The following is a 24,572-nucleotide window of genomic DNA, read 5'->3' on the forward strand; positions in this document are numbered from 1 at the left end:
CAAGGAGACCTGATGGACACCACCTACGACGTCGTCATCATCGGGGCCGGCGTGGCCGGCGCGCTGTGCGCCTGCCGGATCAAGGCAGCCAAGCCGCAGGCGCGCGTCCTGCTCCTGGACGCCGGCGACAACGACGTCGACGACGACCAGCGTCAGGCGTTCGTCGACGCCTACCAGGTTTCCCCGAGCAAGAACGTCCCCTCCCCGTACGCCTCGCTGCCCAACAACAAGCTCGGCTACGCACCCTCCTCCGACGGCACCAGCGACCCGGTCGCCATGAACCGCTACTACCTGCAAAACGGCCCCGATCTGTTCAAGAGCGGCTTCCAGCGCATGGTCGGCGGCAGCACCTGGGCCTGGCGCGGCAACACCCCCCGGTTCCTGCCCAGCGACTTCGAGCTCAGGTCCCGATACAACATCGCGGTGGACTGGCCGCTCACATACGACGACCTTGAGCCGTACTACGCCCAGGCCGAAGTCGAACTCGGCGTAGCGGGGAACCGCGACGAGTGGGAGACGCTCACCCCGCGCAGCACGGACTATCCGATGCCGGGCATCGCCGCCAGCTACGGCGATGAACTCGTACGCGCCGCCCTGGCCGGCATCAAGCCGATCGACGGCACTCCCGTCACCGTGCTCACCACCCCCCAGGCCCGCAACTCGGAGGAGTATCAGGGGCGCAGCGCCTGCCAGGGCAACTCCAGCTGCATTCCCGTCTGCCCGTCCGGCGCGAAGTACGACGCCTCCGTCCACGTCCGCCGCGCCCGCGACGAACTCGACGTCCACGTCCGTAGCGGCTGCACCGTCACCCGCCTCGTCCCGCGACCCGGCAACGCCTCGCCCACAGTGGTCTTTCGCGACTGGACCACCAGTGAACGAGCCGAGGAACAGGTGAACGGCACGCACGTCGTGCTGGCCGTGAACGCGATCGAGACGCCCAAGCTGTGGCTGATCTCCGGCCTGGACAACCGCAGCGACCAGGTCGGCCGCAATCTGATGGACCATCTTGCCGAGGAGGTCGTCGGACTGTTCGGACAGCCCGTCTTCCCCTACCGAGGCCCCCAGTCGACTCTCAGTATCGAGACCTTCCGCGACGGGCCATGGCGGCGCACCACCGGCGCGTTCCGCATGACGATCGGCAACGACGGATGGGGCCGCTTCGAATCTCCCGGCACGGCGGTCGACAAGCTGATGTGGGATCCATCAGCCAAGAAGCTCAAGCACTACGGCACAGACCTGCAGCACAAGCTCGCCGAGCGGGTCACCCGCATGCTGCGCATCGGCTTCTCCACCGAACAGCTCCCCGACCCCGCCAACCGAGTCACCCTCTCGGACGAGAGGGACGGCCTCGACATCCCCCGGCCCAAGATCGCCTTCCGTATCGACGAATACTCCAAGCGGGCCCTCGCCTACGGCCACTCCGTGGCCCGCCGGATCTGGCAGCACCTGGAGGACACAGCCGGGGCGGAAGAAGTCGAACCGCTGCAGCCGACGCTGAAGTACAACGGAGCCGGCCACCCCATGGGCACCACCCGTATGGGAACCGACCGGACGACGTCCGTGGTCAACCCGGACGGCCTTTCCCACGCCCACTCCAACCTGTGGGTCGTCGGGCCCTCGGTCTTCCCCACCGGCAGCACCGCCAACCCCACCCTCACCCTTGCCGCACTGACCCTCCGTACCGCCGACAAGCTCGCCGCCACGCTGCCATGACACAGTCACCATGACCATCACCACACGGCTGACCATCGCCCGCCACGGACAAGCCCGGTGCAACGTCGACGGCCGCGTCGGCGGCCCCAAGACCTGCACCGGGCTCACCGGCCACGGACGCCACCAGGTCGAGCTGCTGGCCACCCGCCTCGCCGCCCAGCAACGCACCGGCCCCGCCGTCGACGCCCTGTACGCCGGACCCAGGCCGCGCCTCCGGGAAAGCGGCCAGATCCTCGCCTCAGCACTCGGCCTGCCGCTCCTCACCGACCCTGGACTCGACGGTCCTCACCCCGGCCAAGCCGACGGAAAGCTGTGGCAGGAAGTGGAGAACGCCTTCCAAGGCGCCCCGCACACCCATCCCGACCGGCCCTACGCGCCCGGCTCGGAGACCTGGAACGGCTACCTCACCCGAGCAGCCGACCACCTGGCCGCCCTCCTCGAACACCACGAAGGCCACCATGTGCTGCTCGCCGCCCACGGCGAGACTGTCCACGCCGCCTACCACCAGCTCCTCCACGTCCCCACCTGGACGAGTGCGCACACACACCTCGGCACGGATCACGCCGGCCTGACCCGCTTCGAGCACCACCAGGACGACTACGGCAACCAGTACTGGGTCCTTGCCGTCCTCAACGACACCGCTCACCTCGACGCCCTCGACCGTCCTCGCAGCGATCGATAGACGAACCACACGCGGTGTACCGCCGCACCCCGTCCGCGACGCACCGGCATGTTGCGCGGCACCCACCAAACCAGCACCGGAGTCAGCACGCCACCTCCAAATCGCGCTCCATCGGTGCAACTCGGACAGTCCCGATCGCGACCTCGGTCCGAAGCCGTCACAGAGCCCCGGCACCGCCTCCATGGTGGCCTCGCGCACACCCGACCCCACAACTATGGTGTCCCAACACATACGCCCCTGACCTGCGCGTTCCTACGGTATGGCGACACGCAATCGTCCCCCGCCAGCCGCCAGGAAGTGGTGCCCATGTCCTCCCCCGCGACCGCTCCACCAGCCCCCGCCAGCCTCAAGCGCATCGTCGCAGCGAGCCTCATCGGGACCACCATCGAGTGGTACGACTTCTTCCTCTATGGGTCGGCTGCCGCGCTCGTCTTCAATCGGCTGTTCTTTCCCGACTCCGATCCGCTCGTCGGGACCCTGCTGTCCTTTCTGACGTACGCCGTCGGGTTCGCCGCGCGGCCGCTCGGGGCGTTGGTGTTCGGGCATTACGGGGACCGGCTCGGGCGGAAGAAGTTGCTGGTACTCAGCCTGTTGCTGATGGGTGGGGCGACCTTTGCCATCGGGTTGTTGCCGACGCACGCCACCATCGGAACGGCCGCTCCCGTACTGCTCACCGTGTTGCGGTTGGTGCAGGGGTTTGCGCTCGGGGGTGAGTGGGGCGGGGCCGTGCTGTTGGTGTCGGAGCACGGGGACGCGCGGAGGCGTGGGTTCTGGGCGTCGTGGCCGCAGACCGGGGCGCCCGCGGGGCAGTTGCTGGCGACCGGGGTGCTGTCCGCGCTGACCGCACTGCTGTCGGACGCGGCCTTCACCTCGTGGGGGTGGCGCATCCCGTTCCTGCTGTCCGGTGTTCTGGTGATCGTCGGCCTGTGGATCCGGCTGTCCGTCGACGAGTCGCCCGTCTTCAAGGCCGCCTTGGCCCGGGCGGAGGCGCGGAAGGCGGAGACGGCCCAGGTGGAGAGGATGCCGCTGGTCGCCGTGGTGCGGTACCACTGGCGCGATGTGCTGATCGCGATGGGCGCCCGGATGGCCGAGAACATCAGCTACTACGTCATCACGGCGTTCATCCTGGTGTACGCGACGACGTCGGCCGGGCTCAGCAAGCAGACCGCGCTCAACGCCGTACTCATCGCCTCCGCCGTGCACTTCGCGGTGATCCCCGCCTGGGGTGCGCTGTCGGACCGTATCGGCCGCCGGCCGGTCTATCTGATCGGTGCGGTGGGCGTCGGGGCGTGGATGTTCCCCTTCTTCGCGCTCATCGACAGCGGGAGTTTCGGCAGTCTGCTGCTGGCCGTGACCGTCGGGCTGGTGCTGCACGGGGCGATGTACGCGCCGCAGGCGGCGTTCTTCTCCGAGATGTTCGCGACCCGGATGAGGTACTCGGGCGCCTCCATCGGCGCGCAGTTCTCGTCGGTGGCGGCCGGTGCCCCGGCGCCGCTGATCGCGACCGCGCTGCTGGCCGATTACGACAGCTCGACGCCGATCGCCCTGTACGTCATCGCGGCGGCCCTGCTCACCGTGGTCGCGATCGCGTGCGCCCGGGAGACCCGCCACCGGGACCTGTCCGATGTGGCGGAGGAGCGGGAGGGGGCCGTGGTGGGGCGTTGAGCCCCTCAGCCCCGGAACGGAACGGCCGGTCGCCCCGCGCGGGGCGACCGGCCGTTTCAGCGTGTGACGGCGGCCGACATGGAGTGGAGGCGCAGGGCGAGCTGGATCTCCAGGGCCCGGGGCGGGGACTGCCAGTCGGGGCCGAGGAGCCGGCCTATGCGTTCCAGTCGCTGCGCCACCGTGTTGACGTGGACGTGCAGTTCGTCCTTCGTACGGACCGGGCTCATTCCGCTGGCGAAGTACGCGTCGAGCGTGCGGACCAGCTCGGTGCCACGGCTCCGGTCGTAGGCGATGACGTCGCCGATCGTGCGGGTCACGAAGCCGGTGATGTCCCGGGTGTCGGCCAGCAGCAGGCCCAGGAAGCCCAGGTCGGGGGCCGCCGCGCCCTCGCCGGAGCGGCCGAGCAGACGAAGCGCGTCCAGGCAGCGGCGGGCCTCGGCGTACGCGGGGGCTATGGCGCCCGGGTGGGCGGCGGGCGCGTCGACCGGGGAGGAGGCCCCGACGGTGACCGGCTCGCGCAGGGCGCCGCCGAGGTGCTTGGCCGCCTGGCGGGCCAGGTCGGCGGCGGTGTCGCCCGGCCCCAGCGGCAGCAGCAGCACGGTGCCGCCGTCGCGTGCGGAGGCGAGGCCGTGGCGGGTGGCCGCCAGGTGCGAGGCGGCGGACCAGAGGCGCTGCCGGTCGGCCCCGTCCCGCTCGGTGGCGTGCGGATCGGCGTGCGGATCGGTGTGCCGGTCGGCGTACGGGTCGGCGGGCGCGTCCGGTCGGTCGATGCGGGCCGCCAGCACCACGTGCGGGGCGTCGAAGTCGGCGCGGAGCCGGGCGGCGCGCTCCTTGAGCAGCCGCCGGTCCCGCTCGGGCGCGTCCAGCAGGTCGTCCAGCAGTTCGCCCCGTACCCGCTGTTCGGCCTCCCCTGCTGAGCGGCGGGCGAGGAGCAGCAGGGAGGTGACCATCGCGGCGCGCTCCAGGGTCCGCTGGTCGACCGGATCGAGGTCCGGGTGGCCGTGGAGCACGAGCGCGCCGAGGACCTCGCCGCCCGCCGACACGGCCGCCACCCATTCGTCGCCGCGGCGGGTCGCGTGGCCGTCGACGCACTCGCTGGGCAGCGGGCCCTCGGTGAACTCCACCGAGCCGTCCAGGACTTCGGACACGGCCGCCGCCACGTCGTGGACGCCGCCGCCGCGCAGGACCAGCTCGGTCAGCCGGTCGTGCACCTCCGAGGCGCGCTCGATGACTCCGCTGTGGGCGCGGATGATGCCGTTGGCCCGCTCCAGCTCGGCCAGCGCCGACCGGGTCTCGGCCAGCAGGTTGGCGGTGTCGATGGCGACGGCCGCGTGCGCGGCGAACGAGCCGAGCAGCGCGACCTGTTCCCGCTCGAATACCCGGGCGCGGCGGTCGGCGGCGAAGAGCACGCCGATCACCTGGCTGCCGAGCATGAGCGGCACGCCCAGGATGGCCACCAGGCCCTCGTCCCGTACGCCGGAGTCGATGGCGCGCGTGTGCCGGAACCGCTCGTCGTCGAAGTAGCTCTCCGTCACGTACGGCCGGGCGGTCTGGGCGACGAGGCCGCCGAGTCCTTCCCCCATCCCGAGGCGGAGCTGCTGGAAGCGCGCCGACACCGAGCCCTCGGTGACCCGCATGTAGGTGTCACCGGCGGCCGGGTCGTTGAGGCTCAGGTAGGCGACCTCCGTGCCCAGCAGCGACCGGGCGCGCTGCACGATCGCGCGCAGCACCGCGTCCAGGTCGCGCAGCCCGGCCAGGTCGTGGGCCGTCTCGAACAGCGCGGACAGCTCGGCCTCGCGGCGGCGGCGCCCCTCCAGCTCGGCGCGGACGCGCAGCGCGAGCTGCTTGGCGTGGTCGAGCGCGGCGAGCGCCTCGGGCCCGGCGCCGCTCGCACGGGCGAGCAGCACGGGCCGGTCGTACGCCTCGACGGCCGCCCCGCGCGCGAGAAGCCCCAGGTAGGCGGCCGGGTCGGCGCTGGGCTCCGGCGTGCGGAGCTGTTCTTCGGACATGGTCACAGGGATACCTGCCGTACGGGTGGTCGCACCAGCCCTGTGGACAACTCGCGGAGTGCGCCGTGGCCGGCTCAGTGCGCGGTCCAGCCGCCGTCGAGGACGACGGAGGTGCCGGTGATGAAGGAGGCGTGCGGGGAGCAGAGGTAGGCGACGGCCTCGGCGACCTCTTCGGGTTCGACGAGCCGCTTGAGCGCGGAGTCCTTGAGCAGGACGTCGGTCAGGACCCGCTCGGGCGGGATGCCGTGGGCCTCCGCCTGGTCCGCGAGCTGTGCTTCGACCAGGGGGGTGCGTACGTAGCCGGGGTTGACGCAGTTGGAGGTGACGCCGTGCGGTGCGCCTTCGAGGGCGGCGGTCTTGGACAAGCCCTCCAGGCCGTGTTTGGCGGCCACATAGGCGGACTTGTAGGCGGAGGCGCGCAGCCCGTGTACGGAGGAGAGGTTCACGATCCGGCCCCATCCTTGCGCGTACATGTGCGGCAGCGCGCCTCTGATCAGCCGGAAGGGGGCCTCCAGCATGACGGTGAGCACGGTGTGGAAGACGTCCGGGGGGAACTCCTCGATGGGGCGGACCAGTTGCAGACCGGCGTTGTTGACGAGGATGTCGGTGCCCGCCGCCAGTTCCCCGGCGGCGTCGAGGTCGGTGAGGTCCAGGACGTGGGGTTCGACCGCCCCGGCCGTCGCGGGCGCCGTCCGGGTCAGGGCGTCCAGGCCCCGGGCGTCCCGGTCGACGGCCCGGACCTTCGCCCCGGCGGCCGCGAGCCGCAGCGCGCAGGCGCGGCCGATGCCGCTCGCCGCGCCGGTGACGAGGGCGGTCCGGCCGCCGAGGTCGAGGGAGGTGACGGTGTGGGGTGCGGTCATGTTCCGCACCCTAGGGAGCATGGCGCCCACGACCGATGTGGCCCGGACCCACACTTCGCCTTATTCAGCCGTGGTGGAGAACCATGTGGGGCCGTCGGTGAGGGCCTGCTTGATCCGGAACAGTTCACCCTCACGCAGCGGCGGGAGCGCGTCCAGCGGGAACCACCCCACCTCCAGCGACTCGTCGTCGTTGACGCGCGCCTCCCCGCCGACGGCCCGGCAGCGGAAGCAGATGTCCACGTACTGGCACTGGTCGCCGTTGTCGTACGTGACCGTCGGCAGCGTCTCCACGAGGACCACGCGTTCGGCGACGCACTCCACGGCCGTCTCCTCGTACACCTCCCGCACGGCGCCCACGGCCGGCTGCTCCCCCGGCTCCGGAATGCCCCCGACGAGCGACCACCTGCCGTTGTCGGCGCGTCTGACCAGCAGGAGCCTGCCCTCGTCGTCGAAGACGACGGCGGTGACGCCCGGGAGGAAGAGCAGTTGGTGCCCGGCACTGGCCCGCACGGCCCGGATGAAGTCAGGAGTTGCCATGCCCCGACCCTAGGCCGTGGCGGCCCCCCGCCGGGTGCGCCGGCGGACGGCGGCACCGTAGGCCGCCCAGCCCAGGCCGGCGGTGGCCAGGGCCACGAGGGCCGCCTCGGGCAGCGTGCCCATGCGGGTCGCGGGTGTCAGCGAGGAGCGCAGCGGGACCTCCGCCACCAGGGCGTCGGGCGTGAACATCCGGGACTCCCGGACGATGGACCCGTCCGGCCGGATGATCGCGCTGACACCGCTGGTGACGGGGACGACGACGGAACGGCTGTGCTCGACGGCCCGCACCCGCGACATGGCGAGCTGCTGGTAGGTCATCTCGCTGCGCCCGAAGGTGGCGTTGTTGCTCGGTACGGAGATGAGCCGGGCGCCGTGCGTGACGGTGTCGCGGACCGCCCAGTCGAAGGCCGCCTCGTAGCAGGTGGCCAGCCCGACCTTCGTGCCGGCGAGGTCGAAGACGCCCACCTCGCTGCCGGGTCCGAAGTCGCGGCTGACCCGGTCGACGTTCTTGTTGAAGATCCGTACGAACGAGCGCATCGGGATGTACTCGCCGAACGGCTGGACGTGCCGCTTGTCGTACGTCGCGACGGGGCCGCGCCGCGGGTCCCACTGGATCAGGGTGTTGCGGAGGGTTCCGGTCTCGGGCGTCAGGACGGCGCCGATGACGGTCGGTACGCCGATGGCCCTGACCGCCTCGTCGATGACGAACCGGGCGTCGCCGTTGCGGTAGGGGTCGAGGTCGGAGGAGTTCTCCGGCCACAGGACGAAGTCCGGCTTGGGCGCCTTGCCCGCCGCGACGTCGGCGGCGAGCTGCTCGGTGCGGCGGGCGTGGTTGTCGAGGACGGCGCGGCGCTGCTCGTTGAAGTCCAGGCCCAGGCGCGGCACGTTGCCCTGGATGGCGGCGACGGTGGCGGTGCCGTCCTCCGCGGCGTCGGAGACGAGCGGCTGGGCGGCGAGGGCGGCCGTGACCGGGACGAAGACGGAGAGCGCCGCCGCGGCGAGGGGGCGGCGCGGGAGGGCGCCGGTCGCCCTGTACGTACGGAGGACGCGTACCGTCTCGTACAGGCCGAAGCCGCACAGGGCGACGGCGAAGCCGAGCACGGGGGTGCCGCCCACGGCGGCGAGGGGCAGGAACAGGCCGTCCGCCTGGCCGAAGGCGATCTTGCCCCAGGGGAACCCGCCGAAGGGGACACGCGCGCGTGCCGCCTCGCCCACGATCCATGCGGCGGCGGCGAACACCGGCCAGGCGGGGAGGCGTGAGACGGCGGTGACGAGGAGGCACGCGGCCCCGACGAAGAGCGACTCGGCGGCGACCAACGCCAGCCACGGCCCCGCCCCGACCTCCTCGCCCGTCCACACGAGGAGGGGCAGGAGGAAGCCGAGCCCGGCGAGATAACCGAGCCCGAAGCCCGCCCGCAGCCGCCGCCCCCGCAGCGTCCACCCGAGCAGCGCGAAGCCGGGCACGGCGAGCCACCACAGGGGGCGGGGCGGGAAGCTCAGGAAGAGCAGTGCTCCGGACAGCACCGCGGCCGCCGGCCGGACCCACCGCGCCAACCACCCCGGCAACCGGACCCGCCGCTTCTCGGGGGCGGGAGGGGGAACATCGACGGCGGTCATGGTGGCGCTCACGTGCCGGAGTCTACGGCGATCTCCTGTACGAACGGGAGGGCGGCCGGTGGCCCCGGGCGCGCGACGCCTCCCGGGGGAGCCTTCCGGAGGAGCCTTCCGAAGGAACTTCCCCAGGAGCCTTCCGGACGACGGGATCGTCCGGCGGGGGTGACGTCAGCGGCCGGGTGCAGGGTCGGGTGGCGTCAGCGGCCGGGTGCGGGGTCGGCCGTGGGGTCCGGACGGTGCGGGCCGGGGCCGTCGGGGCCGCCCGTGAGAGGGGCGCCGCCCGGGGCGTCCGTGAGGGTCCACTCCCCCTTGGCGGGGGTGGGCCGCCGCAGGCGGAGGCGGTGGCGGATGACGCGGACGGCCGCTTCCGCGTCGTCCACGGTGACCGTGAAGCTGCGCCCGTCGCCCAGGGTGAGAATGAGGCCCTCGCCCCGGCGCACCACGACCGCCGTGCCCTTCTCGGGCAGCCAGCGGTAGCCCCAGCCGCCCCACTGGCGCGGGGTGACCGAGGGCGCGAATTCGGCGTCCACCACGGTGTCGAGCGGGATGCGCCGGCGCGGCACGCCCATGTGACCGCAGCGCACGTCGAGGGCGTGGCGGTCGACCGTGATCTCGACGTGGACGAAGGCGAGCGTCCCGAAGAGGACCAGCAGCCCCGCCGTGACGCAGCCGACCACCGCCATGAGCAGCGCGGCGGTGCCGGAGGTCCACGTCGTTTCGACGGCGAGCCCGACACCGAGGGCCACGCAGGCGGCGCCTGCGGCCGCGAGCACCCACTGGACGCGATTGGTGGCCCGCCCGGTCCAGACGTCGGGCACCGGGTCTGCGGGAGGTCGCTCGTCGCGGGAGTGGTCCCTCATGAGTAGCAGCGTACTCACGTTCCGCAATCAAGGCCCCGCGTGCGGGCGTCAGTGCGTCGGCGCGGCCTCGCCCAGCAGGCGGCCTTCCGCGTACGTGAGGGCAGCCTCCGGGAGCTCGGCGGTGCGGCCGCTGAGCAGCACGGTCAGGCCGGTGCCGGGTGTCGCGGCGGGCTCGGGCAGCGCGCCGATACGGCGCAGCGCCTGGGCGGCGACCGCGTCGGCCGAGCCGTACAGCACCACGGGGGGCCGGCCGGCGGGCTGGACGGCCGCCCGGATGCGTTCGGCGACCAGTTCGTAATGGGTGCAGCCCAGGACGACGGCCCTTACATCGGAGGGCGTGAGCGCGGCGGCCGCGGCGATGGCCCGGTCGATGGCGTCCTCGTCGGCGTACTGGACGGCGTCGGCGAGGCCCGGGCAGGGCACCTCGGTGACCTCGACGGAGCCGGCGAAGTCGCGGATGAGGCCGCGCTGGTAGGGGCTGCCCGTGGTGAGGGGGGTGGCCCAGATGGCGACGGGCCCGCCGCCTGCCGCAGCCGGCTTGATCGCCGGGACGGTCCCGATGACCGGGATCGCGGGCTCCAGCTCGGCGCGGAGCGTCGGCAGGGCGTGGACGGAGGCGGTGTTGCAGGCCACGATGAGCGCGTCCGGGCGGTGCGCGGCCGCCGCGCGGGCCACGGCGAGGGCGCGCGTGGTGAGGTCCTCGGCCGTACGGGGCCCCCAGGGCATCCCGTCGGGGTCGGAGGAGAGGACGAGAGCCGCGTCCGGCCGCAGCCGGCGTACCGCGGCGGCCGCCGCCAGCAGGCCGATTCCGGAGTCCATAAGCGCGATCTTCACCCGATCACCCTAGCCGACGACCCTTGCGCTCCCGGCGTTGTGGGGCAGACTGCGGCGAATGAGCACCATTGCGTGGATCGCCCTGGGGTCGGTGGCCGCCTGGGCGTGGCTGCTGCTCGGGCAGGGCTTCTTCTGGCGGACCGATCAGCGTCTGCCGCGCCTCGCGGAACCGGACCGGTGGCCGTCCGTCGCCGTGGTGGTGCCGGCCAGGGACGAGGCCGAGGTGCTGCCGCTGAGCCTGCCGTCGCTGCTGGCGCAGGACTATCCGGGGCCGCTGGAGATCTTCCTGGTGGACGACGGCAGCACGGACGGCACGGGGGATCTGGCGCGCGCGCTGGCCGTACGGTACGAGGGGCCGGCGCTGACGGTGGTGTCGCCCGGCGCGCCGGAGCCCGGCTGGACCGGGAAGCTGTGGGCACTGCGGCACGGGATCGCCCGGGCACGCGCGCGTGGCGCGGAGGACGGCTGCGGCGGACCGGAGTACCTGCTGCTGACGGACGCCGACATCGCCCATGAACCGGACAGTCTGCGCGAGCTGGTCGCGGCGGCCACGGCGAACGGCCTCGACCTGGTCTCGCAGATGGCGCGGTTGCGGGTGGCGACGGGGTGGGAGCGGCTGGTCGTTCCCGCGTTCGTGTACTTCTTCGCCAAGCTGTATCCGTTCCGCCGGGTCAACAGGCCGGGTGCGCGGACGGCGGCCGCGGCGGGCGGGTGCGTGCTGCTGCGTACGGAGGTGGCCGTGCGGGCGCGCGTTCCGGAGGTGATCCGTCAGGCGGTGATCGACGACGTGTCGCTGGCGCGGGCGGTCCAGCGGGCCGGCGGCCGCATCTGGCTGGGGCTCGCCGACCGGGTGGACAGCATCCGTCCGTATCCCCGGCTGGCGGACCTGTGGCGGATGGTGACGCGCAGCGCGTACGCCCAGTTGTGGCACAACCCGGTGCTGCTGGCCGGGACGGTGGTGGGGCTGGGGGTGGTGTACCTGGCGCCGCCGGCCGCCGTGGGCGCGGGGCTGCTCGCGGGCGACACGGCGGCCGGTCTGCTGGGCGGGGCGGCGTGGGCCGTGATGACGGGGACGTACGTGCCGATGCTCCGCTACTACCGGCAGTCGCCGTGGCGGGCGCTCCTGCTGCCGTTCACGGCGTCCCTCTATCTGTGCATGACGGTCGATTCGGCGGTGCGGCACCACCGGGGACGGGGGGCCGCCTGGAAGGGCCGCACCTATCCTCGCCCCGAGGTCGCGCCGGACAGGTGACGGGGCGTCAGGGCGGCTGCCGCGAAGAGGACACCGGCGCCGCAGCGCACTTTTCCGGGCACGCGGAGTTACGCCGGGCCAATTCGATGTTGATGGGGCGTGAAGACCGCGCACGCCCGGTGGAACATTGACCTTCATTAAGCATGGACATGCTGACCAGTACCCGCCGCCGAGCCGCCGGGGATTTATGTATGGGCCACCTTGCCGGGGGCTTCGACGGGCTCGGGCGACCTGCCGGTAACCCCCCATCAGCCTGGCCTTTACACGGACGGTGACCGTTTTTCCCGGGTTCGCTCGTATTGGCGATCGGCGGCCACTCACACCGCGTAAAACAACCTGCTTATCAGCCTCCCCAACCAGCACATCGTGGGCTTAACTTATGTGCCATGACCTCCCCCCGTTCCTACGGCGGCGCGTACTACAACGCGCCGTCGTTCCCGGACACCCCGATCTACGACTCTCTCGTCGCGGAACGGGGCACGCCTCAGATCGCGCCGATCCGAGTGCCCCCCGCGTACGACACCGGCAACTCCTACCTGCCGGCGCTCCCCGCGGCTCTCCCCGCCCTTCCGGCGGCTCCCTCCCAGCCCATGCCGTCCTATGGCGGCGGGTCGTACGGCTATCCCCAGCAGGCAGCTCCGCAGCCCGCCCCGCTGCAGCACATGCCCGCGCCGTACATCCCGCAGCAGCCGACCGCCGCGCGCGGCGGCTATCCGGGCCCGCAGCCCCACCACCAGTCGCGGCCGGTGCCCACCGGGTACGAGGCGATGCGCCCGGCGGCGCCCCGTCCCGTCGCGGCGCCCGGGCCCTCCCCGTACGACGACCCGTACAACCGCCCCTACCAGGGCGGGGGGTACTGAATCGCCCGGTCGGACGCCACGCGTGCTGGCAGGATGAGGCCATGCCGACTCCTGCCCTCCGCTCGCTGCACGTCCGCCCGGTCAAGTCCCTCCGGGGGGCCTCGCCCGTCGAGGCGGCGGTCGAGCCCTGGGGTCTCGCCGGGGACCGCCGCTGGATGCTCATCGACGCCGCGGCGAAGGTGGTCACCCAACGCCAGCAGCCCAGGCTGGCGTTGGCCTTCGCCGAGAACGTGCCCGGCGGCGGCATCCGGGTGTCCGCACCGGGGCTGGAGCCGCTGACCGTCGCCGTACCGGAGCCGTCGGCGACCGTCCCGGCCGAGCTGTTCCTGTCGAAGGTCGAGGCGGTGCCGGCCGGGCCCGCCGCGGACGAGTGGTTCAGCGCCTACCTGGGCCAGGACGTACGGCTGGTGCACCTCGACGACCCGGCGCGCCGCCGCCCCATCGACCCGGAGTTCGCGCTGCCCGGGGAGACCGTCAACTTCGCCGACGGCTACCCCCTGCTCGTCACGTCCGTCTCCTCACTGGACGCCCTGAACTCCCTCATCGCCCGGGGCGATCACCCGGACGAGGGCCCGCTGCCCATGGACCGCTTCCGGCCCACCGTGGTCGTCGAGGGCACCGCCCCCTGGGACGAGGACCACTGGACCCGGATCGCGATCGGCGAGGTCGCCTTCCGCGTCGCCAAGCCGTGCGCGCGCTGCGTCGTGACGACCACCGACCAGCGGACCGCACGCCGCGGCAGGGAACCGTTGCGCACCCTGGCGCGGCACCGCCTCATCGGCAAGAAGATGATCTTCGGGCAGAATCTGGTGCCCGAACACCCGGGCACGCTCCGGGTCGGCGACCCGGTGGAGATCCTCGGCCGGCACGTCCCGCCCTCCTCCGTCGCATAGGCCGTGCCTTCACGGGAACCCGGGAGTCCGGCAGACGCGTTGACGGGCATGACGGACACGGAAGGGGGTGCGGGCCTGTGCGTGCGGTCGTCGGACTCTGGCGCTGGCGGCACAATCCCCTGCGCCGGGCCACCGATCTCGCCGAGGCATGGGTGGCGTTCGCCGCCCTGCTGCTGATGTGCGTCGCCGCTCCGGTCGCCGGCTGGATCTGCGGCGCGCTGACCAACACCTCGCTCCAGCAGGAGGCGCGGCTCCAGCAGGAGCAGCGGCACCTCGTCACGGCCCATGTGCTCGGCCGCGACGAGAGTGCCCGGACGACCGCGCGCGACCCCGAGGCTGCCACCCAGCAGCAGATACGCCGCGCGGTGATCGCCCGGTGGACGGGGCCGGACGGCACGGTGCACACCGGGGCGCTGACCACCGCACGGGACAACGCCGACCCGGGCGACACGTTTCGCGTCTGGACCGATGGCAAGGGCCTGCTGGTCGACCGCCCCATGACCGAGGAGACCGCCCACGACCAGGCCGTGCTCGCCGGCATCGGCACCTCGCTGCTGGCGGCCGGGCTCGTCGAAGGCGCCAGGCGAGTCGTCGTATGGCAGTTGGTGCGACGGCGGTACGCCCGACTGGACCGGGCATGGGCGCAGGCCGGACCGGACTGGGGCAGGACGGGCGCGGGAAGCTGACGGGCCCTCGCCGACTGGGACGTCCGACGGGCCGGGGCAGGCCGACGGGCCGGGGCAGGCTGACGACCCGGGGCAGGCGACCACTCCCAGGCGGGGCGACCACTCCCAGGCGGGCCGACCGTCCGGGGTGGGCCGACCGGTCAACTCGTCGGCTCCGCGCGCGCTACGGTGGTGCGATCGTCCGGGAAGACGCGCGAGGCACGAGGTGGGGGCAGAGCAGCACCATGGCACAGGGCACGGTCCAGGTGACGCACACCGGCACATCGCGGTGGCGGCGCCGCACGGGCGAGTACGCCTCCCTCGCCGCGGCCCTGGAGGCCGCCGGTGACGGCGATGTCCTGACCATCTCCCCGGGGACGTACCGGGAGAACCTGGTCCTCCGGCGCGCCGTCACCCTGCGGGGCACGGAGGGCGCGGTCGGCCCGGTGCGGATCGCCCCGGCCGACGGGGTGCCGCTGACCGTGCGCGCCTCGGCGACCGTGCAGGACCTGCACGTGGAGGGCCAGGACACCTCGGCGCCCGCGCTGCTCATCGAGGACGGCACGCCCGAGCTGCTGGACCTGCGGATCGTGACCCGCTCGGCGGCCGGCGTGGAGGTGCGGGGCGCGGCGCGGCCCACCGTGCGGCGCTGCACGGTCGACAATCCGGCGGGCGTCGGTATCGGCGTACTGGACGGCGCGGGCGGTGTGTTCGAGGAGTGCGAGGTGGTCTCGGCGGGGCAGTCGGGCGTCTCCGTGCGCGGGGGCGCGCACCCCCGCCTGGAGCGGTGCCGGATCCACCACGCCTCGGGCGCGGGGCTGTCCGTGACCGGCGAGGGCAGCGGCCTGGAGGCGATCGGCTGCGAGGTGTACGAGATCAAGGGCAGCGGCGTCCAGGTCACCGGCCGCGCGGCGGCCCACCTCACCGACTCGTCGGTGCACCGCACGACGGCCGACGGGGTCACCCTCGACACGGACGCGGTGCTGACCCTCTCCGACTGCGACATCCACGACATCCCGGAGAACGCGGTCGACCTGCGGTCCCGTTCGGTGCTGACGCTGACCCGTTCGACGGTGCGGCGGTTCGGCCGCAACGGGCTGTCGGTGTGGGACCCGGGCACGCGTGTGGACGCCAACCAGTGCGAGATCCACGACAGTACGGGCGACTATCCGGCGGTCTGGGTCAGCGATGGCGCGACGGCGGTCCTCGACTCGTGCCGCGTCCACGACGTACCCGACGCGCTGTTCGTCCTCGACCGGGGCTCGCGCGCCGACGTGGTGGACAGTGACCTCTCCCAGGTGCGGAACACGGCGGTGTCGGTCAGCGACGGCGCCACCGCCCAGCTCGACGACTGCCGCATCCGGGAGGCGTCCACCGGGGCCTGGTTCCGCGACCACGGCAGCGGCGGCACCCTGAGCGGCTGCACCATCGACTCCGTACAGACCGGTGTCATCGTCACCAAGGGCGCCGATCCGGCGATCGAGCGGTGCACGGTCACCTCCCCCGCCGAGGCCGGGTTCTACGTCTCGGCGGAGGGCCGCGGCACGTTCCACGGCTGCCGGGTGACGGGCAGCGGGGGGTACGGCTTCCACGTCATGGACAACTGCCGCACGACGCTGAGGCGGTGCCGTACGGAGCGGTGTGCACGCGGTGGATACGAGTTCGGAGAGGAGGGGCCCGTCGTCGAGGACTGCACCGGCGACGAGAGCGGGGTCCTCACCGCCCGGGCCGAGACCACCGTCCTGGCCGCGACCCGGTCGGTCGGCGGGCTGCTTGGTACGGTGCCCTCCGCCGTCCCGCCCCAGGCACCGGCCCCCGTCCCTCCCCAGGCCCCGTCCATGGCGCCGTCCCGGAGCACGCCCCAGGTACCGGCTCCGACCACCGCCATACCGGAGCCGCCCGCCGGGCCGTCCGTGCGCAGTGCCGAGGACGTCCTGGGCGAACTCGACGCCCTGGTGGGTCTCGACAGCGTCAAGCGTGAGGTGCGCACCCTCACCAACATGATCGAGGTCGGCCGCCGGCGCCAGGAGGCGGGGCTCAAGGCCGCGTCCGTCCGCCGCCATCTGGTCTTCACCGGGTCCCCCGGCACCGGCAAGACGACCGTCGCCCGCCTGTACGGCGAGATCCTCGCGGCCCTGGGCGTGCTGGAGCGCGGCCATCTCGTCGAGGTGTCGCGCGTGGACCTGGTCGGCGAGCACATCGGCTCCACGGCGATCCGCACCCAGGAGGCGTTCGACCGGGCGCGCGGCGGGGTGCTGTTCATCGACGAGGCGTACGCCCTGTCGCCCGAGGACTCGGGGCGGGACTTCGGGCGTGAGGCGATCGACACGCTGGTGAAGCTGATGGAGGACCACCGGGAGGCGGTCGTGGTGATCGTGGCCGGGTACACGGCCGAGATGGAGCGGTTCCTGACCGTCAACCCTGGTGTGGCGTCCCGTTTCTCACGGAAGATCACCTTCAACGACTACGTGCCCGGCGAGCTGCTGCGGATCGTGGAGCAGCAGGCGGAGGAGCACGAGTACCGGCTCGCCGAGGGGACGGCCGAGGCGCTGCTGAAGTACTTCACGGAGCTGCCGAAGGGGCCCGCGTTCGGCAACGGCCGCACCGCCCGCCAGACGTTCGAGTCGATGGTCGAGCGGCACGCGGGCCGGGTCGCCGGGCTCACCGAGATGAGCACCGACGACCTCACCCTCCTCTACCCCGAGGACCTGCCCGAACTGCCCTGAGCCCCGTCCGGTGCGCCCTCCTGGGTCCGCTGCTCGGGAACCGGCACCGGGGCCTGAACTGGGGCCTGCGCCGGGTCCGGCAGCGGGTCCGGGAGCGGCAGGGCGGGCGGCAGCCGGTCGAGCAGTACGGTGCGTTCCTTGGCGAACACCGGGTCGGCCTGGTAGTCGCCGTGGCCCAGGATCGGTTCGGGCAGCGGGTGCTCATGGGTGCGGCCGTAGACGACCGGGTCGCGCAGCGCCTTGTGGTCGACCTCCGGCTTGTCCCCTTCGGCGGGGACGTTCACCGGCCCGCCTATGGGGTCGGTGCGCCGCCACAGGTTGCGCCAGCAGTGCACCTCCCGGTGGAGGGCGGCCAGGGGGCGGGGCCCGAAGTAGGCGGGGAACCACCGCCCGTACAGCCGTTCCAGGGGCGAGCCGTAGGTGAGCAGCGCGACGCGGCGCCGGGTGGCGGCCGGGAGCTGCCAGACGGCGGCGGCGGCCAGTACGCTGCCCTGCGAGTGGCCCGAGATGACCAGGCGGCCGCCCGTACGGCCGGTCCAGGACGACATGCGCCAGGCGAGGTCCGGCACGGCCCGCTCCGCGTAGCAGGGCGGGGCGAACGGGTGGGCGGCGCGCGGCCAGAACGTACCGACGTCCCAGAGGATGCCGATGGTGCGGCGTGCGGAGGCGTCCTTGTAGGCGCGGCGGCCCCAGGTGACGAACAGTATGAAGCCGAAGCCGATCAGCCAGGACCCGAGCGCCTGCGCCGCCTCGGCCGCGCTCTCGACGAACGGGTGCCGGCCCTCGAAGGCCTTGCCCGGCACCGTTTCACTCACCCACGCCCCGACGAGCGCGGCGGCGCCCAGCAGGAGGGTGGCGGCCGCGACGATGCCGGCGACGCCGGGCGCCGCGTCGGTGAGGGCGGCACGCGCGCGCGTGGCGGCGATGCGCCGGGTGCGGACGGGATCGGGCTTCTCGCCCTCGTACTCGGCCTCCACGACGGGCGCCAGGCGGCGGGCGGTGAGCGCGGTGCGGATGCCGAGGACGACGGCCGGGACGAGCAGCAGGAGCAGCAGGACGGGGATGACGGATGCCTGCCAGCTCAGCAGCACGGGCGGGCCGATGGGGTTGTCGCCGGTGCCGGGCGTGGCCGGGCCGTCGAGCCAGTCGGCGACCCGCTGCGCGACGCCGCCGCTCATGACGCCGCCGAGCGCGCAGGCCAGCATGGCGACGGCGGGGCCGCCGAGCCCGCGCAGGACGGTACGGGTGTGGGGGGCGCGGCGGTACAGCCGCAGCGCCACCACGGCGAGGGCGAGGACGAGGGCGCCCTGGGACAGGGCGATCACGCTGAACGTGACGTCCCCGGGGAGGGTGCCGGCCGAGCGCCAGCCGGGGCGGGACCAGGCGGCGTACAGCACCGCGAGGACGAGCAGGGCGATGGAGGCGGCCGGCAGCCAGGTGACCACGGCGCGGTCGAGCCGGTTGTCGAGCCGCTTCTCGCTGCGGCCCCGGCGGCACACCACCCACGTCACGACGACCCCGCCGATGAGCAGGGCGCCCTCCAGCGTCCAGCCGAGCACCTCGCGGGCGGGGCCGGCCGCCTGCCGGTCGTACCGTGCCGCCGCGCCGCCGACCGCGGCGGCGACGGTGAGGAACCCGGCGGCGGTGTGCGCGGCGCGCAGCCGGGCGACGAGGCGGCGGCCGTACCAGAAGCCGGGGCGGCCGAGGGCGGGCCTGGGCTGCCCGGCGGGTACGCCGTCCCCGTCCATCTCGCCGCGGGGCGGCCGCTGGGCCTCGTACGCGCTCCAGGTGCGGTTGGACAGGTACCACAGGAGCCCCACCAGAGCGGCCGGGACGAGGGCGGCGAGCGCGAGCCGGCGGCCGGGCTGGGACCACCAGCCGCCCTCGGCGGCCGACATGAAGCCGAGCCAGGACCGCTCCTCGGCGCAGCGGGTGGACCCGGCGCACTGCCAGGCCGTGAGGTCCAGGGCGACCTCACAGGCGGCTGCCGTGAGCAGCACGGTCAGGGTCAGGGCGACGAGCCGCACCAGCACGCCGTACAGCCGGACGGTGGTGGCCTGCCGTTCGGCGGGCGGGCGCATCCAGTGGGCGAGGTTGGCGACCATGAACGGCAGGAGCAGCAGCCATAACGCACGGGCGCCGTTGCCGGAGGTGAGGTTGCACCAGCAGTACGCCTCCGGGACGGGCCGTCCGTCGGCGAACCGCTCCGGTTCCTCCTCGGCGTGCTGGTCGACGGTACGCCGGTAGATCGCCGCCGTCTCGTCGCCGGTCACCCGTACGGTACGGGGATCGTCGAGCATGAGCTCGGGCGTCGTACCGCCGACGCCGTGGACGAGCAGTTCCAGCGCGGCGCCGGGGCGGGTTGGCTCCGGGGTGGCAGGGGGCACGTGGGTGGCTCCCTCTCAAGGCGGGCGGGCAGGGTTGCGGGGTGTGGCATGACCGGTTGTGACCGGGCATTGTCAAGAATCGTCGAACATGGCGGTCCGTGGCAGGGTTCTCACCGAATCTCCCCGGTCTGTTGTCTCCGGACCCGTGGCAGGATGATGAGCCTTGGCCAGCGGTGGTGACGACATGGAAGGACCGGCCCCTGCGGTGAGCGACAACCAGAACCTCCTCGCGGAGCAGCGGCGCGCCTTGATCCTTGACGAGGTGAGGCGGCGCGGCGGGGTGCGGGTCAACGAGCTCACCCGCAAACTCAACGTCTCCGACATGACCGTCCGGCGGGACCTGGACGCGCTGGCGCGGCAGGGCGTCATCGAGAAGGTCCACGGTGGCGCGGTGCCGCTGGTCGAGGCGAGCACCCATGAGCCGGGGTTCGAGGCGAAGTCCTCGCTGGAGCAGGGCGCCAAGGAGGCCATCGCGCGGGCGGCCGCAGCGATGGCCGCGCCGGGCAGCGCGATCGCCCTGTCGGGCGGTACGACGACGTACGCGTTGGCCCAGCACCTGCTGGAGGTGCCGGACCTGACGGTGGTGACCAACTCGGTACGGGTCGCCGATGTGTTCCACACGGCGCAGCGCACCGGCTCGGGCGGCGCCCCGCGCCCGGGCGCGGCGACGGTGGTGCTGACGGGCGGGGTGCGGACGCCCTCGGATTCGCTGGTCGGTCCGGTGGCGGACCAGGCGATCCGCTCGCTCCACTTCGACGTGCTGTTCCTCGGGGTGCACGGCATCTCGGTGGAGGCCGGTCTGTCGACCCCGAACCTGGCGGAGGCGGAGACCAACCGCCGCTTCATCCGCTCGGCGCGGCGCGTCGTCGTCGTGGCGGACCACACCAAGTGGGGTGTGGTGGGCCTGAGTTCCTTCGCCCGACTGGACCAGATCGACACTCTGGTGACGGACGGCGGCCTCTCCGACGAGTCCCGCGCCGAGATGGCCGAGCACCTGCCGGGTCTGGTCGTGGCGGGCGAGGAGGACGCGGCCTGACGCCCCACGTCCGGCACGCGCGGCAGGGCCCGCTGCGGCGGGGCGGTGCGGCGGGGCCCGCTGTGGCGGGACGGTGCGGCGGGGCGGTGCGGCAGGGGACGGTGCGGCAGGGCCCGCTGTGGCGGGACGGTGCGGCGACGGCGTGTTACGGCGCGGGCGTGTTACGGCGCGCCGGCAGGCGAGCGTTACGGGGCGCGGGGGCGGGCGCTACGGCGCGGGGCGGTGCCCTCCCGGGGCGCGGCGCGGGGCTGTGCCCTGACGGGCGCGGCACGGGGGTGCGGCGTGAGGCGGGCCGGCCTGGTGCGTCGGCCTGATGCGTCGGCCTGGTGCGTCGGCGGCGGTGTGCGCGAGTCCGGCCCGGGGACTGGTTCGGCGGTCGCCCAGGCCACCAGCGGGACCGTCCGGCGCGCATACGATCGGGGCATGGCTCTGTTCAGGATCGTCCGCGGTGCGCCGATGTCCGCCGCCGAGGCGTGGCGGCGGCTCACCGACTGGCAGGCCCATGCGGCGCTGGTGCCGCTGACCCGGGCCAGGGCGGTGAGCGCGGGGCACGCGCGCGTGGGGAGCCGGTTCACCATGCGCACCGGAATCGGGCCGGTCGGGTTCGACGACCCGATGGAGGTGGTCCGCTGGGAGCCGCCCGCGCCGGGTGGCGGGGCCGCGGGCGTGTGCCGGCTGGAGAAGCGGGGCCGGGTGGTCACCGGGTGGGCCGAGATCGAGGTGCGGGAGACGGCTCCGGGGGCGGCCCGGGTGACGTGGACGGAGGAGCTGCGCCTGCGGGGGCTGCCGCGATGGGGCGATCCGGTCCTCGCGCGGGCGGGCCGTTGGGTCTTCGGGCGGGCCTTGTCCGGTCTTCTGGCGGACAACTGACGGGTCGGCAGCTATGGTGTGGGGCCCTGGCACCCCCCTCATATGCTGGAGGTACGGTCCCATGGCACGCCGACTGCGCCCTGTCGGGCTCGACTTCCTCGAGTCCGCGCCCCTGCGTCTGGTCTTCGACACGGAAGTCGCCGCGCCGCCCTCGGCGGTGTACCGGGCGCTCGCCGAGGAGGTCGCGGACAGCCCTTCGTGGTTCCCCGCCATCGCGGCCGCCCGGCCGACCGCCGGCGGTGCCGGCCGGGAGATACGGCTGCGCGGCGGGGTGGTCTTCCAGGAACGGATACTGGTGACGGACGCCGCCGAGCGGTACGCCTACCGGGTGGAGGAGACCAACGCCCCCGGCGTGCGGGCCCTGATGGAGGAGTGGCTGCTGAGCCCGGCGCCGCACGGGTCCGGCACCCGGGTGCGGTGGACGATGGCGGCCGAGGGCGCCGTACCGTTCCGGCTGGTGATGCGGCTGGCCCGGTCCGGGGTGGGCCGCTCGTTCCGGGACGCGATGCGCAACCTCGACCGAAGACTCACCTCGTCCCCGGCACCGTAACGTTTCGTCAGTCGCGCGCGGCCCCGCCGCTCGGGCCGGGCCTACCGGGCGTACCGGGCCGGACGGGCGTGGCGGGCGTGGCGGGCGGGTCCGGCCACACGCCGCTGCCGACGAACTCGTCGATGGCCGCGCTGTACGGGGCGATGTCCAGGCCCTGTTCGGCGAGCCACTCGTCGGAGTAGTACTTGTCGAGGTAGCGGTCGCCCGGGTCGCAGATCAGGGTGACGACGCTGCCGGTGCGGCCGTCCGCCACCATCTCGGCGACGATCTTCAGCGCGCTCCACAGGCCGGTCCCCGTCGAGCCGCCCGCCTTGCGCCCGATGGCGTTCTCCAGGGCGCGTACGGCGGCCACGCTCGCCGCGTCGGGCACCTTCATCATCCGGTCGATCGCGCCGGGGACGAAGCTGGGCTCCATCCGGGGCCTGCCGATGCCCTCGATGCGCGAGCCGCAGTCGCTGGAGGCGTCCGCGTTGCCGGTGGTCCAGCCCTCGAAGAAGCAGGAGTTCTCGGGGTCGGGGACGCAGATGCGGGTGTCGTACATCATGTAGTGGACGTAGCGGGCGATGGTCGCGGAGGTGCCGCCCGTACCGGCGGTGGCGACGATCCAGGCCGGTTCCGGATAGCGCTCCAGCCGCAACTGCTGGTAGATCGACTCGGCGATGTTGTTGTTGCCGCGCCAGTCGGTGGCCCGCTCCGCGTATGTGAACTGGTCCATGTAGTGGCCGCCGGTGGTGGCGGCGAGGGCGGCGGACTCCTCGTACATCTTGCGCGAGTCGTCGACGAAGTGGCACCGCCCGCCGTGGAATTCGATGAGCCGGATCTTCTCCGGACTGGTGGTGCGCGGCATGACGGCGATGAACGGGACGCCGATGAGGCTCGCGAAGTACGCCTCGGAGACGGCGGTGGAGCCGCTGGACGCCTCGATGACGGGCTTTCCGGGACGGATCCAGCCGTTGCACAGCCCATAGAGGAAGAGCGAGCGCGCCAGGCGGTGCTTGAGGCTGCCGGTCGGGTGGGTCGACTCGTCCTTGAGGTAGAGGTCGATGCCCCACCGTTCGGGCAGCGGGAAGCGCAGGAGGTGGGTGTCGGCGGACCGGTTGGCGTCCGCCTGGACCTTGCGTACGGCTTCTTTCAGCCACTCCCGGTAGGCGGGATCGCTGCGGTCCACGTCGATGGTCACGGCCGGGTCGGCGGGCCCTGGTCGTCCTGCTTGCTCAACGGTGCTCACGCGCCACTCCTCATCGTTCTCTCCCCTGCTGCCCCATCCCGAACATACCGCGCTCACCTGCACAAACGATGACTTTGATGGCCCATAGGGAACGCTTGCAGAGCGCTCACGCGGGGACGCCGGGGCGCCCCCACGCGCCCCCTCGCGTCGCAAGGGGCGCAGGGGGCGCATCCACCCACGCGCCCTGGTGTACGGGCGCGTACTTGTGCAGACTGGCCGGATAAACCTGCGCGAAGGGGGCTGGGTACGACATGGCCGAGGCCGATTTCAGCGCCACCGGCGTACGGATCGAACGGTGGCCGCGTTCGCTGACCCGGGCGGGCGAGGTCCTGATCAAGGACGGCAGGCTGGCGCTCCTCACCAGCTACGGACGGGTGATCGACAGCGCGCCGGTACGGGCGGTCAGGGCGAGCAGGCCCTGGTTCGCGGGGCGCGAGGACGCCATGGTGGCGACGCTCAACGGCACCCGGTACCGGCTGACCATGGGGCAGCGCGGCCGGAGGAGCCACGGTGCGGCGGGGACGGCGCCGGCCGGCCGCCTACTGGAGGCCGTGCGCCGGGCGGGCGGCGGCGGGGACTGACGGAAGTGACAGCAGGGACCCACGGGTAACCGGTCGCCGCGAGTTGCGAAGCGGTCACCCTTGGTCCACGCTGGACTGACATCACTACCCAGGGTGCACCGGCGGTGACGCTGCGATCCAGCCCGCCGGACCAACAGCCAGCCAACTACTGGATCCGATCTCCGTCTTCTTCCGGACCTATTTCGGGGAGTCGCAGCCGTGATCAGCCAGGCAAGCAGGCAGTGCACGGTAGAGCTCCAAGCCCTGCCGTCGCGGATCGGTCAGGTCCGCAGAATCGTTTCAGCGCAATTGCGCTACTGGAATCTCGATTGTCTGATCGAGAAGGCCGCGCTCGGTGTCACCGAGCTCCTGACGAATGTTCACCGGCACGCCGAGCCGGACAAGATGTGCACCGTCGAGATCGAGCTGCTGCTCGACCGGCTCACGGTCTCGGTCCACGACCACGACCCCCGCCTCCCCACGGTCAACCCCTCCGACCCGCTGGCCACTTCGGGCCGCGGTCTGGCCCTGATAGAGGCGGTCAGCGAGAGTTGGGGCGCCCGGCCGCAGGGCGAGTCCGGGAAGGTCGTGTGGTTCACCCTTCCGGCGCCGTCGACCACACCCATGCCGATACCGCCCCTTCCGGTGTACGGGGCCGCCACCAGCGGTCCGTTCACGGGCGCGGTGCCCTTCGGGGACACGGCGGACGCGGCGGACGCGGTCCGCGAACGGGCCGCCGCCCGGCCGGCCGTGGCGGGCTGACCGGGCGGG

At 73.1% G+C, this 24,572-nt stretch carries 20 protein-coding genes and 1 pseudogene; 13 read left to right on the plus strand and 8 right to left on the minus strand.

What is annotated here, in order from left to right; genetic code table 11:
- Positions 1-12 precede the first annotated feature (12 nt).
- The 3 genes from ACZ46W_RS24095 to ACZ46W_RS24105 all read left to right on the plus strand — a co-directional run bounded on the left by ACZ46W_RS24095 (position 13) and on the right by ACZ46W_RS24105 (position 4,060).
- A complete protein-coding gene (locus tag ACZ46W_RS24095; RefSeq protein ID WP_468340997.1) occupies positions 13-1,713 on the plus strand; it encodes a GMC family oxidoreductase in 1,701 nt (566 codons plus the stop codon).
- A gap of 10 nt (positions 1,714-1,723) precedes the next feature.
- A complete protein-coding gene (locus ACZ46W_RS24100) occupies positions 1,724-2,395 on the plus strand; it encodes a histidine phosphatase family protein (RefSeq protein WP_468340999.1) in 672 nt (223 codons plus the stop codon).
- Positions 2,396-2,701: 306 nt separating this feature from the next.
- A complete protein-coding gene (locus ACZ46W_RS24105) occupies positions 2,702-4,060 on the plus strand; it encodes an MFS transporter (RefSeq protein ID WP_468341002.1) in 1,359 nt (452 codons plus the stop codon).
- Positions 4,061-4,116: 56 nt separating this feature from the next.
- Here ACZ46W_RS24105 and ACZ46W_RS24110 read toward each other — a convergent pair whose 3' ends face one another.
- From ACZ46W_RS24110 to ACZ46W_RS24135, 6 genes are all read right to left on the minus strand, one after another.
- The gene (locus tag ACZ46W_RS24110) at positions 4,117-6,069 is read right to left on the minus strand and encodes a helix-turn-helix domain-containing protein (protein ID WP_468341005.1); all 1,953 of its coding nucleotides are present in this window, start codon (positions 6,067-6,069) and stop codon (positions 4,117-4,119) included.
- Between the two features lie 74 nt (positions 6,070-6,143).
- The gene (locus ACZ46W_RS24115) at positions 6,144-6,929 is read right to left on the minus strand and encodes a 3-hydroxybutyrate dehydrogenase (RefSeq protein WP_468341008.1); all 786 of its coding nucleotides are present in this window, start codon (positions 6,927-6,929) and stop codon (positions 6,144-6,146) included.
- 60 nt (positions 6,930-6,989) lie between these two features.
- Positions 6,990-7,466 carry an NUDIX hydrolase gene (locus tag ACZ46W_RS24120; protein WP_468341011.1) on the minus strand — a complete coding sequence of 159 codons (477 nt, stop codon included), beginning with the start codon at positions 7,464-7,466 and terminating at the stop codon, positions 6,990-6,992.
- Between the two features lie 9 nt (positions 7,467-7,475).
- The gene (gene lnt / locus ACZ46W_RS24125) at positions 7,476-9,095 is read right to left on the minus strand and encodes an apolipoprotein N-acyltransferase (RefSeq protein ID WP_468341014.1); all 1,620 of its coding nucleotides are present in this window, start codon (positions 9,093-9,095) and stop codon (positions 7,476-7,478) included.
- 182 nt (positions 9,096-9,277) lie between these two features.
- Positions 9,278-9,940: a hypothetical protein gene (locus tag ACZ46W_RS24130; RefSeq protein WP_468341017.1), complete on the minus strand. Its 663-nt coding sequence runs from the start codon at positions 9,938-9,940 to the stop codon at positions 9,278-9,280.
- Positions 9,941-9,988: 48 nt separating this feature from the next.
- A complete protein-coding gene (locus ACZ46W_RS24135) occupies positions 9,989-10,774 on the minus strand; it encodes a glutamate racemase (RefSeq protein ID WP_468341020.1) in 786 nt (261 codons plus the stop codon).
- A gap of 58 nt (positions 10,775-10,832) precedes the next feature.
- On the opposite strand from ACZ46W_RS24135, the gene ACZ46W_RS24140 reads away from it, so the two are divergent.
- From ACZ46W_RS24140 to ACZ46W_RS24160, 5 genes are all read left to right on the plus strand, one after another.
- The gene (locus ACZ46W_RS24140) at positions 10,833-12,026 is read left to right on the plus strand and encodes a glycosyltransferase (protein ID WP_468341022.1); all 1,194 of its coding nucleotides are present in this window, start codon (positions 10,833-10,835) and stop codon (positions 12,024-12,026) included.
- A gap of 386 nt (positions 12,027-12,412) precedes the next feature.
- A complete protein-coding gene (locus ACZ46W_RS24145; RefSeq protein ID WP_468341025.1) occupies positions 12,413-12,886 on the plus strand; it encodes a DUF6643 family protein in 474 nt (157 codons plus the stop codon).
- A 41-nt stretch (positions 12,887-12,927) separates the two neighbouring features.
- Positions 12,928-13,779 (plus strand): MOSC domain-containing protein, encoded by an 852-nt coding sequence (locus ACZ46W_RS24150; RefSeq protein ID WP_468341027.1) that lies wholly within the window; start codon positions 12,928-12,930, stop codon positions 13,777-13,779.
- Between the two features lie 77 nt (positions 13,780-13,856).
- Entirely contained in the window at positions 13,857-14,465 is a 609-nt protein-coding gene (locus tag ACZ46W_RS24155) for an Rv1733c family protein (protein WP_468341031.1), read from the plus strand.
- 224 nt (positions 14,466-14,689) lie between these two features.
- Complete coding sequence (locus ACZ46W_RS24160; protein ID WP_468341034.1) at positions 14,690-17,170, plus strand: right-handed parallel beta-helix repeat-containing protein; 2,481 nt, start codon at positions 14,690-14,692, stop codon at positions 17,168-17,170.
- Here the strand turns inward: ACZ46W_RS24160 and ACZ46W_RS24165 are convergent.
- A complete protein-coding gene (locus tag ACZ46W_RS24165) occupies positions 17,140-19,557 on the minus strand; it encodes a hypothetical protein (RefSeq protein WP_468341037.1) in 2,418 nt (805 codons plus the stop codon). The two genes, ACZ46W_RS24160 and ACZ46W_RS24165, sit on opposite strands and share 31 nt — an antisense overlap.
- A 205-nt stretch (positions 19,558-19,762) precedes the next feature.
- Between ACZ46W_RS24165 and ACZ46W_RS24170 the strand changes: the two genes are divergently transcribed.
- The 3 genes from ACZ46W_RS24170 to ACZ46W_RS24180 all read left to right on the plus strand — a co-directional run bounded on the left by ACZ46W_RS24170 (position 19,763) and on the right by ACZ46W_RS24180 (position 22,013).
- Positions 19,763-20,593: a DeoR/GlpR family DNA-binding transcription regulator gene (locus tag ACZ46W_RS24170; protein ID WP_468341040.1), complete on the plus strand. Its 831-nt coding sequence runs from the start codon at positions 19,763-19,765 to the stop codon at positions 20,591-20,593.
- A 423-nt stretch (positions 20,594-21,016) separates the two neighbouring features.
- Positions 21,017-21,463, plus strand: coding sequence for an SRPBCC family protein (locus tag ACZ46W_RS24175; protein WP_468341043.1), 447 nt, complete (start codon positions 21,017-21,019; stop codon positions 21,461-21,463).
- A gap of 61 nt (positions 21,464-21,524) precedes the next feature.
- On the plus strand, positions 21,525-22,013 hold the full coding sequence (locus ACZ46W_RS24180) for an SRPBCC family protein (protein WP_468341045.1): 489 nt from the start codon (positions 21,525-21,527) through the stop codon (positions 22,011-22,013).
- 88 nt (positions 22,014-22,101) lie between these two features.
- Here ACZ46W_RS24180 and cds1 read toward each other — a convergent pair.
- Positions 22,102-23,241 (minus strand): annotated as a pseudogene (gene cds1 / locus ACZ46W_RS24185) (L-cysteine desulfhydrase Cds1); the annotation flags it as partial.
- A gap of 251 nt (positions 23,242-23,492) precedes the next feature.
- Between cds1 and ACZ46W_RS24190 the strand changes: the two are divergent.
- A complete protein-coding gene (locus ACZ46W_RS24190) occupies positions 23,493-23,822 on the plus strand; it encodes a hypothetical protein (protein WP_468341048.1) in 330 nt (109 codons plus the stop codon).
- Positions 23,823-24,020: 198 nt separating this feature from the next.
- On the plus strand, positions 24,021-24,563 hold the full coding sequence (locus ACZ46W_RS24195) for an ATP-binding protein (protein WP_468341051.1): 543 nt from the start codon (positions 24,021-24,023) through the stop codon (positions 24,561-24,563).
- Positions 24,564-24,572 lie beyond the last annotated feature (9 nt).

Source organism: Streptomyces sp. NPDC031064 (genome assembly GCF_055570965.1).